Annotated in this window: 16 protein-coding genes; 7 read left to right on the top strand and 9 right to left on the bottom strand. The window is 55.6% G+C overall.

Features of this window, described 5'->3' with window-relative positions:
* The first annotated feature begins 79 nt into the window (after positions 1 to 79).
* Positions 80 to 940 carry a patatin family protein gene (locus Q0I19_RS04560; RefSeq protein ID WP_294759969.1) on the top strand — a complete coding sequence of 287 codons (861 nt, stop codon included), beginning with the start codon at positions 80 to 82 and terminating at the stop codon, positions 938 to 940.
* Positions 941 to 989: 49 nt separating this feature from the next.
* On the opposite strand, the gene Q0I19_RS04555 is transcribed toward Q0I19_RS04560, so the two are convergent.
* From Q0I19_RS04555 to Q0I19_RS04520, 8 genes are all read right to left on the bottom strand, one after another.
* The gene (locus Q0I19_RS04555) at positions 990 to 2,381 is read right to left on the bottom strand and encodes a hypothetical protein (RefSeq protein WP_294759968.1); all 1,392 of its coding nucleotides are present in this window, start codon (positions 2,379 to 2,381) and stop codon (positions 990 to 992) included.
* Between the two features lie 17 nt (positions 2,382 to 2,398).
* Positions 2,399 to 3,742: a hypothetical protein gene (locus Q0I19_RS04550; protein WP_294759967.1), complete on the bottom strand. Its 1,344-nt coding sequence runs from the start codon at positions 3,740 to 3,742 to the stop codon at positions 2,399 to 2,401.
* On the bottom strand, positions 3,739 to 4,551 hold the full coding sequence (locus tag Q0I19_RS04545; RefSeq protein WP_294759965.1) for a hypothetical protein: 813 nt from the start codon (positions 4,549 to 4,551) through the stop codon (positions 3,739 to 3,741). Before Q0I19_RS04545 ends, Q0I19_RS04550 begins: the two co-directional genes overlap by 4 nt.
* Positions 4,535 to 5,989, bottom strand: coding sequence for a HAMP domain-containing sensor histidine kinase (locus Q0I19_RS04540; RefSeq protein WP_294759963.1), 1,455 nt, complete (start codon positions 5,987 to 5,989; stop codon positions 4,535 to 4,537). The genes Q0I19_RS04545 and Q0I19_RS04540 overlap by 17 nt, the downstream gene beginning before the upstream one ends.
* A gap of 119 nt (positions 5,990 to 6,108) precedes the next feature.
* On the bottom strand, positions 6,109 to 7,482 hold the full coding sequence (locus tag Q0I19_RS04535; RefSeq protein ID WP_294759961.1) for a hypothetical protein: 1,374 nt from the start codon (positions 7,480 to 7,482) through the stop codon (positions 6,109 to 6,111).
* Positions 7,483 to 7,576: 94 nt separating this feature from the next.
* The gene (locus Q0I19_RS04530; RefSeq protein WP_294759960.1) at positions 7,577 to 8,236 is read right to left on the bottom strand and encodes a response regulator transcription factor; all 660 of its coding nucleotides are present in this window, start codon (positions 8,234 to 8,236) and stop codon (positions 7,577 to 7,579) included.
* 15 nt (positions 8,237 to 8,251) lie between these two features.
* Positions 8,252 to 9,481: a hypothetical protein gene (locus tag Q0I19_RS04525; protein WP_294759958.1), complete on the bottom strand. Its 1,230-nt coding sequence runs from the start codon at positions 9,479 to 9,481 to the stop codon at positions 8,252 to 8,254.
* A gap of 93 nt (positions 9,482 to 9,574) precedes the next feature.
* Positions 9,575 to 10,414 carry an AraC family transcriptional regulator gene (locus tag Q0I19_RS04520; RefSeq protein ID WP_294759957.1) on the bottom strand — a complete coding sequence of 280 codons (840 nt, stop codon included), beginning with the start codon at positions 10,412 to 10,414 and terminating at the stop codon, positions 9,575 to 9,577.
* Positions 10,415 to 10,600: 186 nt separating this feature from the next.
* On the opposite strand from Q0I19_RS04520, the gene Q0I19_RS04515 reads away from it, so the two are divergent.
* The 3 genes from Q0I19_RS04515 (at position 10,601) to Q0I19_RS04505 (ending at position 13,933) form a co-directional block, all read left to right on the top strand.
* Entirely contained in the window at positions 10,601 to 11,356 is a 756-nt protein-coding gene (locus Q0I19_RS04515) for an alpha/beta fold hydrolase (RefSeq protein WP_294759956.1), read from the top strand.
* A gap of 15 nt (positions 11,357 to 11,371) precedes the next feature.
* Positions 11,372 to 13,297, top strand: a complete 1,926-nt coding sequence (gene bilR / locus Q0I19_RS04510; RefSeq protein WP_294759954.1) for a bilirubin reductase, long form — start codon at positions 11,372 to 11,374, stop codon at positions 13,295 to 13,297.
* Between the two features lie 129 nt (positions 13,298 to 13,426).
* Entirely contained in the window at positions 13,427 to 13,933 is a 507-nt protein-coding gene (locus Q0I19_RS04505) for a methylated-DNA--[protein]-cysteine S-methyltransferase (RefSeq protein ID WP_294759953.1), read from the top strand.
* A gap of 32 nt (positions 13,934 to 13,965) precedes the next feature.
* Here Q0I19_RS04505 and Q0I19_RS04500 read toward each other — a convergent pair whose 3' ends face one another.
* Positions 13,966 to 15,372 carry a sodium:alanine symporter family protein gene (locus Q0I19_RS04500; RefSeq protein ID WP_294759952.1) on the bottom strand — a complete coding sequence of 469 codons (1,407 nt, stop codon included), beginning with the start codon at positions 15,370 to 15,372 and terminating at the stop codon, positions 13,966 to 13,968.
* Positions 15,373 to 15,557: 185 nt separating this feature from the next.
* On the opposite strand from Q0I19_RS04500, the gene Q0I19_RS04495 reads away from it, so the two are divergent.
* The 3 genes from Q0I19_RS04495 to Q0I19_RS04485 are packed head-to-tail and all read left to right on the top strand — an operon-like array spanning position 15,558 to position 18,297.
* Positions 15,558 to 16,727 carry a glycosyltransferase family 4 protein gene (locus Q0I19_RS04495; protein WP_294759951.1) on the top strand — a complete coding sequence of 390 codons (1,170 nt, stop codon included), beginning with the start codon at positions 15,558 to 15,560 and terminating at the stop codon, positions 16,725 to 16,727.
* Entirely contained in the window at positions 16,721 to 17,305 is a 585-nt protein-coding gene (locus tag Q0I19_RS04490) for a VTT domain-containing protein (protein ID WP_294759949.1), read from the top strand. Before Q0I19_RS04495 ends, Q0I19_RS04490 begins: the two co-directional genes overlap by 7 nt.
* Before the next feature lie 2 nt (positions 17,306 to 17,307).
* Positions 17,308 to 18,297, top strand: a complete 990-nt coding sequence (locus tag Q0I19_RS04485) for a glycosyltransferase family 4 protein (protein ID WP_294759948.1) — start codon at positions 17,308 to 17,310, stop codon at positions 18,295 to 18,297.

The raw sequence follows: 18,297 nt of genomic DNA, 5'->3' as shown, positions 1-18,297 counted from the left end.
CCAATCGTCCATTGAAAACCACCCCATCTCTGCTACAATAGGTTTGTTCCTGCTATAAAGGGTACAAGGGGAGGTTTGTATGGCAAAAATCGGTCTGATCGTAGAGGGCGGCGGCATGAAATGCGCGTACAGCGCGGGCGTTCTGGACGCCTTTCTGGACGAGCATATCACCTTTGACTACGCCATCGGCGTGTCGGCAGGCTCTGCCAATGCAGCCTCCTATCTGGCCGGGCAGCACGGACGCAACCTGCGCTTTTACACCGATTGGACGCATGACCCCGCGTATTTCGGGCTGAAAAGCTATCTGAAAACAGGGAATCTGTTCGGGCTGCATTATATCTATGCCGATTTGACCAACAGCAACGGCAAAGATCCGCTGGATTATCCCGCCCTGATGGCCAACCCCACCGAATATTGGATGGTCGCCACCGATGCTGCCACCGGCACGCCGGTCTATTTCCCGAAAAGCGCGCTGCATCAGGACGATTACCGCTGCATTATGGCGTCCTGCGCCCTGCCCGCTGCCTGTAAGCCGATAGAGATCGACGGCAGTTTCTACTATGACGGCGGTGTTTCTGACGCCATCCCCGTGCAGCGCGCACTGGCGGACGGCTGTGACAAGGTGGTGGCTATTTTGTCGAAGCCGCGCGGCTTTGTGAAAAAGCCGGAGGGTATGCGGCTGTTTTACAGCACGATGTGCCGCAAATTTCCGAACACCGTCAGGGCCTTGAACGAGCGCCATATCATGTACGCGAAAAGCCAAAAACGCCTGTATGATTTGGAAAAGGACGGCAAAGCATTTATTTTTGCCCCCAGCGCGCCGCCCAAGATGAGCACCTACACGATGGATCGCGCGGTGGAACAGCAGCTGTATGATCTCGGCCTGCGGGATTTCAACACCGCCAGGCAGCAATTCAAGAGCTTTTTACAAAAAGAATAGCGATGCAAATCGAAAGCAGGGCAGCCGCGGCTGCCCTGCTTTCGGTTTTTTATTGGGTGAAGGCAAGCGGGGTGTAATCCACACTGCCGTTCAAAAGTTCCGACAGTGGTATCACGCCATATATTCTCCAGTTCACATGCTGTGTCACCGCTGCGCCCGATTTATCTATTGTCTGCACATTTCTGCTTTTTCCGTCGTAGGCCACCAATACGTTACCATTGCGGATATTTTCTATCGCTATTTTTTCAATATCTTTGCCCGGAATATAACACTCTTGGCTTATTTCTGTCATCTTATCGCCCTTGCAAAAGTATTGATGTCGGGAATATTCCCCCGTGCCATTTCCCTTTGCATCGCGGCCAAATTCGTACACATTCAAAAGCCAGCCGTCCCTATACCCCACCACCGAGTAGCCCGTTTCGCGCCCCTCGCACGAGGTTGGCAGTCCAGTCGCCAACTCTGTTTTTTGCCCGGTTATAGGGTCAATCACAGACACCGTTCCCTCCTGGCTGTTGTACTCGGCAATGGCGCATGCACGGTCGTTATAGTACCATCTGTATTCATGTGCAAAGCTTGCATACCCGCGGTTTTCTTCATTGGGCGGCACAATTACCGTTCCGCCATCACGTTCATAACATTGAAGTTCTGTATAAGCACCTGTTTCCAAATCCAACGCACCGACAACTACCTGAGCCTTTCCATATTGACTCCACATTTCCCTGATAAAGTACAGTTGTCTTTCTGCAGCCCCTGCCATGTAAACGATCTCAGGGCTGCCCCACTCATCGGCCGGAGAAAGTTCGTCCCAACGGTAAATTTCCTTGAAATCAAAAGTGTTCCTATTTACAGCATACAAAAACTCCTGCATACCGTTCTCGTACATATCACGATATGCTATAAAGTACAGATTTTCCTCGTCCTGTGCAAGCGCAGTCGAAACCAGCCCCATGTCATTCGGAAGTTCAAGCACGATCTGTCGCTCTGTGCGGTCTGCATTGATTTTTTCCAGAGTGTAAGAATTTCGGTCATCTGCATAGTGAAAAACAGCGGCGTACAACTCCTTTTCATCGGAAAACGTCTCCACATATGTCGCTACACCGTAAAATGCCGGACAGCTGTCCGTATCGTGGGAGCATCCTGCTTTCCGACAGACAGGGTGCGCCTCACCGGTTTTCATATCTATGCTGTAAATAATCGCGCTGTTGCTTGCGGAGTCCTTGCCGATTTCCCAATCTTGAAAAGCGTGATAGTAGGTATCTCCGTCGCCTTTGTCCAGCATACAGACGGTTCCTTTTCCGATCGCCTGTTGCGGTTGCATTTCGGTTTGCTGTTTAGCCAACGTCGTTTCCGGTTCCGTTTCAGACGTTTTGCTCGGTGCATTGCCGCAGGACGTCAGGGCAAGCGCCAACAGCGCCGTCCATACAATAGCAGATTTTTTCACGGTTCATCCTCCTTTTTTTATTGGGTGAAGGCAAGCGGGGTGTAATCCACACTGCCGTTCAAGAAGTTTTCCATGGAGAGAACGCCAAGTATGCCGCGGCTTACCTGCTCACTGCCGATGGTTCCGTTCTCGTGTGTGTTTTGCACCGTATACATCACGGCATCGCACACAGCCAGGACGCGGCCGTCGCGAATATCTGCCACCGTGATAGGTTCCATTTCTTCGCCCTGCAGGTAGTATTTCTGCTTGATTTCTGTCATCATTCCGTTCTTGCAGTAGAATTGCTTTTCGGTATTTACACCATTGGCCGCCCCAGACGCATCGCGTCCTTCTTCTTGGATTTCCAACATATAGCCATCCGCATACCTGCGTGCGGTGTATTCTGTTTTATTGGCCGTATCTGTAATCGGCAGATCTTCTGCCAAAACGGTACGCTGACCTGTCACAGTATCTATGACTGTTACCGTTCCGTTTTGATTGTCATACTCAACAATATCGGTTTTTCCGCCGCTGTTGGTATATCCATACTCACGCCCTGACGAGTAGCCGAAATTATCCAGGCTAAAGGGAACCACGGTCTGTTTGTCCTCCTCATAGTGCTGTAACTCGGTATATTCACAGGTGTCCAAATTCAGCGCTCCTACGATTATAGTGTCCCCTTCATCGTTCTCCATTTCCTTTGCAAAGTAAAGGCAGTTGTTTTCAGCGTCCATGAAACGATAGGGTTCTTGTTCTGTGTTCTCCGTGCCGTCAGGCCATGTATCCCAGCAGTAGATTTCATCCAGTTTTCCCGTTTGCTTGTTCAATCGGCAGACCGTCTGTGAGACCGAGTTTGCAGAACGATCCTCCTTACACAACGTAAAATACAGGTTTTCGGCATCACCTGCCATGCCGTCCATAAGCCGTGTAGATGGCGAGAATTTTTGCATAACAGTTCGTTCTGTGTGGTCGGCGTTGATTTTTTCCAGACTGTCATACGAACCCGCCCCATCTGCCGAATCTACATAGTTGTAGATTTTGGCGTAGACTGCATCGTCTGCCACATAGCACTGTATGCTATTTTGCAGATAAGCCGGACACGATTTGTCCGTATGTGCGCAGTCAGGCACCGCGCAGACCGGGCGCGCCGTAGCCGTGGTTTCGTCAATCGCATAGAGCAATCTGCGTTCCGAGTAGTCAGACAAGCCGATTTCCCCATCGGAGAAATCCTCATACACAACATCGCCTTGTTCCATACCCAGCATATGCAGGGTTTCGACCGTCGTTTCCGGTTCCGTTTCAGGCGTTTTGCTCGGTGCATTGCCGCAGGACGTCAGGGCAAGCGCCAACAACGCCGCCCATACAATAGCAGATTTTTTCACGTTCCATTCTCCTTTGAAAAGACACGGTTAAATTCGGCAAAACTTTTCGGGGTCATACTCACGGCAGACAACGTAATGCCGTCGTCGTAGTTCACCACCAGGTAGACCTGCGCCGTCTCGCTGTACGCCGCCGCGCCGCAGCTTTGTGCACTGTGCGGCCAGTTCAGCACCTGCCAATCCGCAAAGCTGTCCAGCCCCAGGGCGGCACAGTAACTTTGCAGATTTTGCTGTGCGGCGGCATCTACCCAACTTTCTTCTCGGTTTTGATAGTTCAAAAACAGCGGCATATCGTCATAGGACAGCGTAATATCCAGGTATATCGGACAGCTGCGGTATGTGTCCTCCGCCTCGGTTTCCTCGTGCGCCGCATAGGTATCTGAAAGTGAAAACTGCGTCAGCCCACCGGGGGCCGTCGTTATGCGCCAGCCGTAATGCTCTGTGTCCTGCATGGCAGCCAGCGCATTTTCGTAGCTTTCGCTGCGCATCAGCCCGGCCTTGTGCAGCGTTTGCAAAACATTCTGTACGCGGGCCAGTTGGGTTTCGTCCGCGTCGATCGGTGTCCAGCCGTCGTCCTGCCAGATGTCCATGCCCAAATGCAGGTTCAGTACATGGTCGCAGGTATACAACAGGCAGGCGGTCGGGTTGGCGCGCCCCTCGGCAGAAAAATCCTCGTTTGCCGCCTGGCGGTGCGGCTCCTTAAGCAACACGCTGTCCCCTGCATCAAACACGAAAAACGGCAGCGCCAGGCTGCCCAGCACGACCGCCGCACACAGCAGCAGGGGCAGCAGCCCATCAGCCTTGCGTTTCATCGGCGGCCTCCTTTTCTGCGGGCAGCGTGATCGTTACGATCGTGCCGCAATTCACGGTACTGTCGATCTGCATCTGCGCCCCATGCGCGTGCGCAATTTTGGCACACAGCGCCAACCCTATGCCGCTGCCGCCCTCGGCACGGCTGCGGGATTTATCCACCATGTAAAAGGCCTCTGTCACGCGGGGGAGATCGGCTGCAGGGATACCGCAGCCGGTGTCGGCCACGGTAAACACAGCTTGCTGCCCCACCTGCTTACATTGCAGCGTGATGGATGCCCCCGCGATATCCTTGCAGGCGCGCTGCGCATTGATAACCAGATTGCGCAAAAGGTCGACCCACAAACTGCGATCAACGCACACTGTAATGCCTGCTGCTATCGTGCGCGGCACGGGGGTACTGCCCTGCGGCAGACTGCGCACCACCTGGTAGAACAAGGTACCGTCCTGTATTGGCTCCGGCTGCAGGGCGTTTGCCTTGTCCAGCCCCATCAGGGCCAGCAAACTGCGGCTCAGCGTTTCCAGGCGCTGGGTTTCGTGATAAATATAATTGGCGGATTCGCGCTGCAAATCCACATCATCAGGCTTAGCCCGCATCAGGTCGGCATAGCCCAGCATCGATGTCATGGGGGTCTTGACCTCATGGGTAAAAGCTGCGATAAAATCCTGCTGGCTCTGCATGACGGCGCCCATCTCGTCGATCTTTCCTTCCACAGCAGCCGCCATCCTGTCAAAGCTGCGGCTCAGTGTACCGATCTCATCATTGGTCTGTATCTGTGTGCGCCGGGCGTATTCGCCGTCGGCGATCTTTTCGCTGGCTGTGCGCAGTTCCGTCAAGGGGCGCGTCACCCTGCGGCTGAGCAGTACTGCCGCCGCACCGCCCAAAGCCAACAGCAGCACCGAGGCCGTCAACCAGGCTTGCAGCTGTTCGTCCCGCGTCGTAAACACAGCGGTGACATCATAGCTGCACAAAATATCTGCCTGTACACCGGGAATGTCCAGCGGCTGCGCCAGCAGCAAATACCAACGTCCGTCCGTCTTGGCCAGCTGCCAGCTTTCGGCGCCGCCTGCCACCGCCTGTATCTGCACATTGCGCGGCAGGGTCGCAGGCAGGGCAGAGTACAACGCATACTGTCCGTCCAGCCAAAGGGACAATCCGCTGTTTTCGTTGGCGGTCTGCTCCGCATATTGTTGGGCCGATGAGGCCAGGATATAGTTTTCAAACTGCGGCGTACCGTAGGCATCGGCTTTTCGGTTGCCGTTTGTCATGATACTGCGTTCCAGCGCGTATTTTTCCTTTTTCTGTTGGATGCGCATCGCCTCCCGCGTGGAGGCCATGCTGCCGGAAAAGCTCTTTCCCGTCAGTATCAGCCCCGCCGCGCAAAGCGCACAGGATAAAAGCGTAATGCAGCCCACGGATAATTTGGTTGCAAATTTCATGGCGGATTCTCCCTTTTGCCTTTATTGCCACTCCCCCGTCAGGGGTTTAGCAGGGGTGCGGTTTTGTTTGCCCCGAAAGGCAATACCCGTATGGCAGATCAAAAATCCTGCAGTCGGTTTCATACAATATCCTTCCCCAGCAGGGTTATGGGCGTCCATTCCTGACTGCCTGCCAGATAATCCTCAAACGAGATCAAACCATATTCGCCGCGGCAATGGTTTACGGTATCCACCACGCCGTTGGGCAGGGTATTTTTCTCGGTATAGGGCTGTTCATTGTACATCAGCAGAACGGTGCTATCGTCCGCCGTGATGACCACCGGACTGCGGGGAACCGACTGGTCCTTGAACCAGCTTACCGGCATCGTGCGGTATTCGCCGGTATCAGGATTCAGGCGGCATTCCCCCACACCGTCAATTTCGGCTCTCAGCCAGCCGTGCAGCGCTTCCGGGATAAGGCAGCTTACCTTGCCGGGCAGTTCAAAGTCTGTGGTTTCGGTCACGCCCGTGAGCAGGTTCAGCTTGGTTACTACGCCGTCCTCCCGCAGAAGGTAGGCAGTGTCATTTTGCACCAGCTTAATCGTGCCTTCTTCCGCCTTCCAATGCAGCCCCATATCTGTCAGGTTGCCCGCTGTGTCCACCGCCCAAAGGGAGCAGGTTTGTTCCTTGGCGGCGGCTTCGTCTGCCGCAAGATATGCCTTCAATTCCTCTTGCGGGTCGCCGCCCTCCTCGCGAACAAGAGTCGGCTCCTCATAACCGCCGTATTTCTGCAGCAGGATCTTGTCCTGCCAGCAGCCTGCCGGCCAGCAGGATTCCTGCGCGGCCAGTTCCTCATGCAAAAAGCTGCTGATGCCGTCACGGTTGATTTTATACCCATCCACGACATTGGTCACAGGCACATTGGCAGCTGTGTAAAGCGGTTTGTTGTTGTCTGCATAGTACAGGCTGCTGCCGTCGGTATACCAGCCGCCCAGGGTGTCCTCAAATTCGGGCACAGCATCGCCCTGTGCTATCCTGCATCTGTTTGCACCATTCAAATCGGAAATATCCACATAGGTGTTGTTTCTCTCATCACCGCGCTCATCGGCGATCCAGTACAGTGTATCTCCGGCCGGAATCAAAATCGTTGTCGGAACAAGGTTTTGCTTGATCTCTGTCATATAGGCCGGGCAGGTGTCATCGGCGTGGGCACAACCCGATTTACCGCAAAGCACCTGCTGCTGACCTGTGATCGGGTCTACGGTAGTGGCAAAGTATTTGCCGCTGTCCCCTACATCCATAGGGATATACGCAACGCCGTCCTGCATCGTGCAGCCGTAGGCCATCAAGATGGGGGTAAGCTCGGCTGTTTCCTGCGCGGCAGTCGTTTCATTTTGGGCCGAGCTTACAGGTTTATTGCGTGTGCTCTCCTGGGTTTCGGGTTGTGCCTGCACTCCGCAGGCAGTCAGTGCCAATGCCAACAGGCAGGTCAGAAATTTTGCAGACGTTTTCATAAAATATCCCCTTTCGCCTTGGTGTGGCACCAGTATACGGTGGGTTTGTTTCCCGCGTGTCACAGCTGTGTTACAGGCAGGATACTTTTTCGGTTTATTCTTTTTCCAGCATATACCCGACCTGACGCACACTGTGCAGTCGGTCGCCCAGGTTCAGCTTGCGGCGCAGGCGGGTAATGTGGGTGTCCAGGGTGCGAGTGGTATCGCCCACCTCGTCATCACCCCAGATGGTTTCGTATAAATAATCCCGATACAACGCACTGCCGCGGTTGCGCAAAAACAGCAACAGCAGCTCGTACTCCTTGCGGGTCAGGTGCATTTCTTCGTCCCCGCGCATCACGCGGCAGGCCGCCGTGTCCACCGTGTATTCCCACATGGTATAGGTCACCATGCCGCGCCCCGCACGGCGCAAAACACTTTCCACCCGTGCTACCAGCTCGGTGGGGGCAAAGGGCTTGATTATGTAATCGTCCGCGCCGCTGTTCAGCCCGCGCACACGCTCGGCCACGGCATCCTTGGCCGTAATAAAAATGCAGGGCGTTCCGGTCGGGCGCAGATAGGCCAGCAGGTCGTAGCCGTCTATATGGGGCATCATCACATCCAGCAGCACAAGGTCGTACCGATTTTTCTCCAAAAGGTCGGCAGCCACGCGGCTGTCGGTCACTGCCTCGCAGCGGTAGCCGGTATCGGTCAAAATACGCCGTATCAGCATGGCAATAGCCGGTTCATCGTCCACAATCAAAATCGGTTTCATTTGTTTCACTTCCTGTCAATCGATATGCCACTGCGCCGTCTTAATGGGCCTTGTGGCGACGGTTTCGTTCAGCAAGGCCTCACGGCTTGCCAGTGCGTAATGTTTCTCGATTCCCTCAAAGGTACTTGTTGTTCCCGCAAAATAGGCCGTGCGGGTAACGGGGCTTTCGCCGTCCTGGATAAGATACCCGCCCGGCACCGTCTGGCACAGAACCCACGGGCAGCATTTTTCATTTTTGCGGGCGCAATGCAGCGGGCTGGCAGATAGGGTATCGCCCTCGCGGTTGTAAATATACAGCGTCGTTCCGCCGGCGCCGCACAGCATCACGTCCTCATCATACGCACCGATCAGAGACATCTGCTCCGGCAGTACAACGGCGACTTCGTCCCCGCCGTCAACTGCCTGACGCATAAGTCTGCCCGCCGCATCGATGTGCCACCAAAAACCGTCACGCATGGTGACAGGATGGTAGCTTCCCATCGGTGCGCCGCTTTGCAGCAGACTTTCCTGCCCGGTGAGCGGGTCAAGCGCGCAGAGATCCACCGTCATATAAGGCAGCAGCTCTGCGTAGTTTTCAAAATTGTAGTGGTCGACGACCGGCTGCACCGGACAGCCCTCGTCAAGATGGATGCGGGTAAACAGCAGGGTGTCCTGCCACACACCGGCGAGCCCGCCGCCAAAATCATCCCACTGTGCCAGCGTCTCAACACTGCCGTCAGAAAAGTCTGCTCGAATCAGCAATTTTTCATCGCGGACGGTGGGTGTATCGGAAATTTTCCCCGCCTGCAGGTAGACAGCGTCGCCGTCGCAGGCCATGCCTTCCCATGCATTGAGATACCAATTTTGCGGCAGCGGTACGCTCTCCCCGTTTTGCCCGTTCAGATCGGTGCGCATAAGCACCGGTGTCGTGCCAAAATCGGAGGTTGCGAGCCAATACAGATACGCATCATCTGCCAAAACCTGTGTATGATACGCTGCCCTGTTTACGGCTTCGGGCGCATCCACGCGGTGTTCCTCTGCCTCAGCAAAGGCAAGGCAGCTTGCCCAGGCGCCGTCCTGCCCGTACTCGCTGTACATTATCTCATAGTAGCCCGTTTGGTTGACGTTATCCACCCAGTAAAGTGGGCGCAGCGTCTCCTCTGCCGCAGTCGGCGTCGGCATGGTATTTTGTTCGGCATCCTGCGCGGGCTGTGCCGCGCACCCTGCCAATACGAGCATTGCAAGACAAACCATTTGCTTTTTCATGGGACAAGCCCCCTTTCTTTCTTGTATTTTACATAAGGATTGTTTCCTGTTTGCAAACTTTTGACCCCTTGCGGCAAATTATTTTGTGTGCCGTCAATATTCCTTCGCTCTTGCCCCCTGGCGTGTAGCCTTGTAATACTGCTTGGGTGTCATGCCGTACTGCTTTTTGAATGCGCGGAAAAAGTTGTTGTACCCGCCGAAGCCCGCCTTGCGGTACACCTCCACAATGGGGTAGCCCTGCTCGATCAGTTTGCAGCAGCGATTCAGCTTAGCCTTGCGGATAAACTCCGCTACCGTCTGCCCTGTCTGGCGCTTGAACTCCCGCGAGATATGTTCATACGACACAAAAAAGTGTTCCTCCAGCTGCTTTAAGGTGATTTCCTCGTCCAAATGTGTCTGGATATACAAAAACACCTCGTCCAGCATCAGGTGCCGCCGATTGATGGGTGATTTGTGGTTTTCCGCGCCGATGCAGGCACGCAGCACCAGCACCACGAACATCTGCAGCATTCCTCTTTCATAGACGGACGCCCCAAAATTATCGATGCCCTGCGGAGTTTGCGTCAGCTTGCGCGCCAGATTTTTCAGCAGCATAAAAATTTCAATATCGGGACGCACGGCAATTTGGCGGAAGGGCACCACCTCGAACGCTGCCGCCAGGTCGGTTTCCTCATCCGAAAGCTCGTGCAAAAGCGCGGCGGGCAGCTGTACCCGCAGCCATTCCAGCGGGCCGTGCACCCCCGGAAACACCAGCGTTCCTTCTTCCCCCGGCTTGAAGATGACCAACGTTTCCTGGTCAACCGGCCAGTTTTGTGCCCCGCAGCGGAACACCGCCGTGCCGCGCAAAAAAATATACAGGTCATAGTTTGCCCCCGAGGAAAATTCCCGCTGGGCAGAGCTTTGCCAGATGTCCTGCGTTATTGTGTAGTTCAACAAAACACACCCGCCTTTTTTGTGCATTTAGTCTATAAATAAATTGTATGCAGAAATTTTCTTATCTTACTTGTATATTACATCAATTTTTAATAGTTTTCAATCATAAAATGGCTATGTTTTGACAAAAAAACACCTTATAATGCAATTGTAAGGTACAATCCACCCACCAAAAAGGAGCAGCTTATGCAGATCATTCAGGCGAATTTTCAAAATCGCGCCGGGCATACTCTGCGCGGCATCGTGACCCTGCCGGATGGCGGCGGGGCGTTTCCCATGCTGGTCATGCTGCACGGTTTCGGCGGCAACCTCGGCGGCTACAAGGCCATGTCCACGCAGATGGCCCGCGCCTTGGCCGCGCAGGGCATCGGCAGCGCACGGTTTGACTATTACGGCAACGGCGAAAGTGACGGCAGCTTCGCCGACATGACCTTTGATGGTCTGCACACCGACATTGCCGATATCTTTGCCTGGGTCAAGGCCCAGCCCTTTACGGACAATGACCGCGTCTTTTTGTGCGGCCACAGCATGGGCGGCTATCTGGCAGCTTCCACCGCCCCCAAGCTGAACCCGCGCGGTCTGGTGCTTTTGTGTCCGGGCGCTGCCATGTGGTACGGCTGCGCCGAGCGCGCCGACGCTGTAACCAAAACCGGGCAGGACTACGCCGACATTGAAGGCCTTTGCTACAAGATGGACTTCAACTACCAGATGGCCAAGCATCCCGACCCCTACACGGAGGCCGCCGGCTACAACGGGCCTGTATTTATTGCCCGCGCCGCCGATGACAAGCTGGTGGACGATGCCTGCTGCCAAAACTACAAAAAGGTATATGAGCGCGCCGAGGTCATGACCTTAGAGCGCGGCGGGCATAATTTTGCCGCTATCCCCACGCGGGAGGCACTGAATCACGCTCTTGCGCAATTTATAAAAAATAACATATAAACGGAGGATTTTACCATGGAAAACATTCTTTTGCAGCCCATTGAAGTGGGCGGCCGCACCTTCAAAAACCGTATCATGTTTCCCCCGCTGACCACCGGTTATGAGGACAAGGGCATGATTTCCGACCAGGATATGGGCTTTTACACCCGTCTGGCCAAGGGCGGCGTAGGCTACATCGTGCTGGGCGACGTTGCCCCCATCAACAGCTTTTCCCCCACGCCCAAGCTGTTTGATGACAGCCAGATTCCCGCCTTCAAGGCCCTGGCTGACAGCGTCCACGCCTACGGCACCAAGCTGGGCGTTCAGATTTTCCACCCGGAATATGACGTAGATGCGATCAACGCCCTGTTCATGCAGCGCAAGATGAACGAAATGCGCGAGCGTCTGCACCATGACATGCTGTACTTCACCGACGAAGTCTCCGAGGAGATGCTGCTGCAAATCATCGACAAAATGTGCGCCTGCGCCGTTCGCGCACAAAAGGCCGGTTTGGATGTCATTCAGGTTCACGGCGACCGCCTGGTCGGCTGCCTGTGCAGCACCCGCATGAACCACCGCACCGATAAGTTCGGCGGCAGCCTGGAAAACCGTGCCCGCTTTGCCCGCATGGTCGTGCGCGCCCTGCGCAAGGCCGTTCCCGATATGGTCATCGACTACAAGCTCAGCATCGTGACGCCGGAGCGCGGCAAGGGCGGCATTGATGAGGCCGACGCCGTGCAGTTTGCCCTATGGCTGGAGGAGGACGGCGTGGACATGTTCCATGTTGCCCAGGCCAACCATACCGGCAATATGGCCGACACCATCCCCCCGATGGGTGTGCAGCCCTATGGCTTCTTTGTGGATATTGCCGCCAAAATCAAGGCCAACGTCCATGTACCCGTCAGCACCGTGGGCCGCATCATTGACCCCGCCATGGCCGAGCGCATCGTAGCCTGCGGCAAGGCAGACATTGTCGGCTTGGGCCGCCCCCTGCTGGCTGACCCCGACTGGGGCACCAAAATCGAAGCGGGCCGCGCCTGCGATATCCGCCGCTGCATCAGCTGCAACAAGGGCTGCACCGATGCCATTCAGGAGCGCCGCTTTATCTCCTGCGTTCTCAACGCCGAAAATGGCTGCGAGAATGTGCGCAGCATTACCCCCGCCGACGTCAAGAAAAAGGTTGCCGTCATCGGCGGCGGCCCTGCCGGTCTGGAGGCTGCCCGTGTGGCTGCCCTGCGCGGGCACAGCGTCACCCTGTTTGAGCGCGAGACCGAGTTGGGCGGCCAGTTGAACCTGGCTTGTCTGCCCCCGCGCAAGAGCGAAATGCGCCGTGCAACGCAGGATCTTATCCACGCCTTGCAGCGCGCCGGTGTCCGCCTGTGCCTGGGCTGCATGGTGACCGAGCAGCAACTGCTGGACGAAAAGTTTGACGCCGTCATCGTGGCCGTGGGTGCCCACAACGCTGCCCCTGCCATCCCCGGCAAGGAGAACATCAACGTAGCCGATGCCTGGAGTGTCCTCGCCGGACGTGAGCAGGTCTACGGCAAGGTGGCTGTCATCGGCGGCGGTCTGGTCGGCAGCGAAACCGCCGAGCTGCTGGCTGAGCAAGGCTGCCATGTCAGCGTGATCGAAATGATGGACAAGATCGCCGCTTCCGAAAGCACCACCATTCTGCCCACCCTGATGGAATCCTTTAAGGCGCACGGCGTACAGCAGTTCCCCGGCCACAAGGTCAAGCAGTTCACCACCGACGCCGTCATCTGTGAAAACAAGGACGGTGCCGAGGTGACCATCCCCTGCGATTACATTGTGCTGGCCATGGGTGCCCGCCCCAACGCATGGGATACCGCCGCCCTGGAGGCTGCCGGTGTACAGGTCGAGCGCATCGGTGACTGCGCCGAGAAGGCTGCGGATATCAGCAACGCCATCCGCACCGGTTACGACACCGCCTGCAAAATCTGATTTAACTGCAAAAAAGGATTCGGAGTGAGTTGCTCCGAATCCTTTTTTAATAGTTGTGGCTGTTTGTCGTAAAATGTGGTAAAATCTATGTAAAGTCCGTCATTTTCTTTCCAGAAATCAGGTGTTCCTATGTATCTGCAAAAATATTCCTGCCCCATGGGGCAGCTGCTGTTGGCAGCCGACGACTCTGCCTTGGTTCAGCTCCGTTTTGATGCGGAAAAGCAGCTCGGTTCCCTGCCCAAGGACATTGCTTTTGTTGAAACCCCTGTTTTGCAGGCGACAAAGCGCTGGCTGAACATCTATTTTTCGGGGCAGGAGCCTGACTTTATGCCGCCGCTGCGGCCGACAGGCACAGACTTTCAGCAAAAAGTCTGGCAGCTTTTGCGGCAGATTCCTTACGGGGAGACCACGACCTATGGCGAAATCGCCCGTACCCTGGCGGCGCAGCAAGGTCAAAGCCGCATGTCTGCCCAGGCGGTCGGCGGTGCCGTGGGGCGCAATCCCATTGCCATTTTGATTCCATGCCACCGCGTTATCGGTGCCTCCGGCAAGCTGACGGGGTATGCGGGCGGGCTGGACAAAAAACGCTTCCTTCTCAGCAACGAACACATAGATTTGCACGCCTTTTTCGGCTAACGCACAAACGCCTTTCTGATTGCCGCCATTTCTCACGATTTGGCGGTATTTTTTCGTTCCCCAAAGTACTCGTCGGCCAGCTTTACCACCGTTCCGCTCAGCAAGAACAGTGCGATCAGGTTGGGGATGCTCATTAAACCGTTAAAGGTCTCGGCAATACTCCACAAAACCCCCAGGTCCATCGTTGCGCCCAAGATGGCCACAAAGGAATACACCACAAAAAATGGCTTTACGATTTTGTCGGTCTTAAACAAAAACGATGCAAAGCGGGACCCGTACAGTCCCCAGCCGATTATCGTCGAAAACGCAAAGCAGCACAGCGCCACCGCCGTAAACAGCGAGGCCCAGCCACCGTAGGTGGACGTAAACCCGGATATGGTCAGCTCGGCACCTGCATCCGTGCCGTAGTTTACGGGGACGCCGCTGCACAGGATGACCATGGCGGTCAGTGTGCAGATGACGATGGTATCGGCAAACACCTCAAAGATACCGAACATGCCCTGCTTGACAGGCTTCCGGGTATCGGCGCAGGCATGGGCGATCGAGCCGGTGCCAAGACCCGCCTCATTGGAAAAAATGCCGCGGGACACACCCTTTTTCATGCTCAGGAACAAACTGCCGATCGCACCGCCCGTAAAGGCAGCCGGGTTGAAGGCACCCGCAAAAATTTCCTCAATGACAAAAGGCAGGCGCGGCAAATTCAGCACAACCACACCGATGGCAAGAACAATATAGAACAGCGCCATAAAAGGTACCAGCTTCTCGCTGACGCTGCCGATGCGTTGGATGCCGCCCAACAACACCATGGCTACCAACATGGCACAGAGAATACCGATAACAAGGTTCAAGGTAGGCAGAATATTTTCTGCAACAACATGAAATTGCAGCAGGGCTGTATCAATCGCAGTAGTGATCGTATTTACCTGCGTTGCATTGCCCGTGCCAAACACCGTCAACACACCAAATAACGAATACAGCACTGCCAAAAGCTGCCACTTCTTGCCCAGTCCGTTTTTCATGTAGTACATAGGGCCGCCGACCCACTCGCCCGCATCGCTGCGCTCGCGGTAATACACCGCCAACGTGACCTCGGCAAACTTGGTGCACATGCCCAGCAACGCCGAGCACCACATCCAAAACACCGCCCCGGGGCCGCCGATGGCAATTGCGCCTGCCACCCCGGCTATGTTGCCGGTGCCCACCGTGCCCGCCAACGCAGTGCAAACCGCCTGAAACGGCGTCATGGTACCGTCCGAAGCGTCCTTGCGCTTAAAAATTCGTCCCAGCGTTGTTTTAATGGCGTAAGGAAATTTTCGAATCTGCAAAAAGTTTGTGCGCACACTCAGCAGCAGACCCACGCCCAAGATACAGACCATGGCCGGCAAGCCCCAGATAAAGTCATTCACAACCTGATTGATTTGTGTGATCATTTCAATCATACACTCACATCCCTCAATGGAAATTTTTTACAATACTTTATAAGTATACTGGAATCCGGCAGGCGGGTCAAGTACAGCAACCGGATTTACCGCCGCAAGTTTGTGGCAGAATTTACATCTTTTCTGCAATGCGCAGACAAACTCGCTCGTTTTTATGGACAAAGCGATTCAAAAAGGAGCGAACTATGAAAATCCTGCTTACCTCCGATACATGGACCCCTACTGTGAATGGTGTTGTCACCTCCGCCACCACCTTGAAGCGGGAATTGGAATCCCGCGGGCATGAGGTTCGGGTGCTTACGCTTTCGCAGAACTCCCACACCTATACGGAACGCGATGTTACCTACTTAGGCTCCCTCGATGCAGGGCGCGTTTACCCCGGCGCCCGTCTGCGCAGCCCTGCTCTGCACGGGGCGCTGCACGAGCTTGCGCGGTGGTCACCGGATGTTGTTCATTCCCAATGCGAATTCAGCACCTTCTCCCCTGCCCGGTATCTGGCAAAGGCAGCCGGGGCGCCGCTGATCCACACCTACCACACGGTGTATGAGGATTACACCCATTACTTTTCCCCCAGCCGCTGCATGGGACGCAGGGTGGCGGCGCTTTTTACCCGCAGCATCTGCAACCGTTGCGACGCCGTAATTGCCCCCACGCCCAAAATACGCAGCCTGCTTTTGGGGTACGGCGTGCAATGCCCTGTGCAAATTCTTCCCACCGGGCTGGAGCTGACACGCTTTGCCGTGCCGCGTGATGATGCCCTGCGGCACAGGCTGCACCTGCCCGACGACAAAAAGGTTTTGCTGTATCTGGGCAGACTCGCCAAAGAAAAAGACATATCTACGCTTATATCGGCTATGCCCGATTTGCCGGATGCGGTGCTTTTGGTGGTGGGGGACGGTCCCGAACGCGCAGCACTGGCACAGCTGGCACAGCATTTGCAGCTGGCAGACCGCGTCTTTTTTACGGGGATGGTTTCCCCCGCCGATGTACCCCGCTATTATGCCTTGGCGGATGCTTTTGTCAGTGCCTCCGCCAGTGAAGCGCAGGGGTTGACCTATCTGGAGGCACTGGCCGCAGGGCTTCCGCTGCTCTGCCGCGACGACCCATGCCTGAAAAATCTGGTGCAGCAGGGGCAAAACGGCTATGTCTGGCAGAATCCCGCACAGCTTGTCCGGCTCAGTCATACGCTTTTGTACCGCGACGATCCCGATGTGATGCGAAAAAATGCGGCAGCTTCGGTTCGTCCGTATTCTGCCGCCGCCTTTGCTGCGGCAGCAGAGCAACTTTACCGACATGAGATCCTGCGAAAGGCGCAGCAGTGCCGAATTTTGCAGCGGGAGGTTGTGTTATGGTAAAAAAATGGTATCAAGCGGCATCACTTGCCGGGCTTTTTCTGTGCGCTGTGTTGGCATTGCTTTTTTGGCACGCCGGGGTTTTTGCTTCACGCGAGGCGCTGACCGATTATCTGGCACAGTTCGGCTGGGGCGCACCGCTCGTTTTTGTGGTATTTCAAGCCGTGCAGGTCGTACTGCCCATCTTGCCGGGCGGGCTGGGATGTCTTGCGGGTGTGATTTTCTTTGGCGCGTGGCGGGGATTCTGGTTCAATTATGTCGGGATCTGCCTGGGTTCGCTGGCAGCCTTTGCCATTGCCCGTTCCTGCGGACGTCCGCTCTTGGAGAGCCTGTTTCCCCCAAGGCTGATTGAAAAATACGACAGCAAGCTCGGTTCCGGCAGCCGCTTTGCACGTTGGTTCGCATTTTTTATATTCATTCCGGTGGCACCGGACGATTATCTCTGCTTTTTGGCGGGTACTACCTCCATGCGTTGGCAGCTGTATACCGCCATCATTTTGCTGTGCAAGCCGGCTTCCATCGCCCTATACAGCATGGGGTTGACTGCCGTGGCACAAAACATTTTTGGGCTATGGAGGTAACTATGCGGGTACATATTTATACGGGTTCCCTGCGCCTGGTCAACAAAAGCGGCGTCGGGCAGGCAGCCAACCACCAACACGCCGCCCTGCAAAGCGCCGGGGTAGAGGTGGTTTCCTGCTGGAAGCCCCGTGCCGATGCCGTACATATCAACACCGTTTTGCCCTGCTCCGTCCTGGCAGCCCTGCGCGCCCGGGCAAGGGGCGAAAAAGTCGTTTGGTATGGACACTCGACCGAGCTGGATTTCCGGCATTCCTTTGTCGGCTCTGATGTACTGGCACCGCTGTTTCGCCGCTGGCTTTGCTTTTGCTACAATCTGGCAGATTTGGTTGTAACGCCTACGCCCTACTCTGCCGAAATTTTGCGAAGCTACGGTCTGCATCCGCCGGTAAAGGTTTTGTCGAACGGCGTTGACACACAGTTTTTTGCGCCCAGCCCTGCACGGCGCGCGGCATTTCGGCAGCGCTATGCCATCGCTGACGCCGACAAGGTGGTGATCAGTGTGGGACACTTTATGCAGCGCAAGGGAATCCTGGATTTTCTGGCGCTAGCACGCAAATTCCCGCAGGTGCAATTTTTATGGTTCGGGTATACCGATCCCCTGCTCGTGCCGCGTCATATCCGCAGAGCGATGCAAAAAGCACCTGCCAACGTTCGGTTTCCCGGCTTTCTGACACAAGCGCAGCTGCGCGATGCCTACTGCGGCGCGGATGCTTTTCTGTTTTGCAGCCACGAGGAAACGGAGGGCATAGTCGTTTTGGAAGCGCTTGCCTGCGGCACCCCCACTTTGGTGCGGGACATCCCCGTGTATCGCGGCTGGCTGCAGGACGGTGTGAACGTGCATAAGGCCGCTGACACCGCCGCCCTTGGCTGCAAGCTGGCGGCACTGCTGCAAAATCGTCTGCCCGACACGGTGGAGGCCGGGCGCAAAACCGCACTGCAAAGGGATTTGACCGTCATCGGCAGTGAGTTGGTAAAACTATACGCCCTATAA

The sequence above is a fragment of the uncultured Gemmiger sp. genome, assembly GCF_934561205.1.
GTDB lineage: Bacteria > Bacillota > Clostridia > Oscillospirales > Ruminococcaceae > Gemmiger.
Note: the sequence above shows the minus strand (reverse complement) of the source record. Positions and strands in the feature narration are given on the sequence as shown.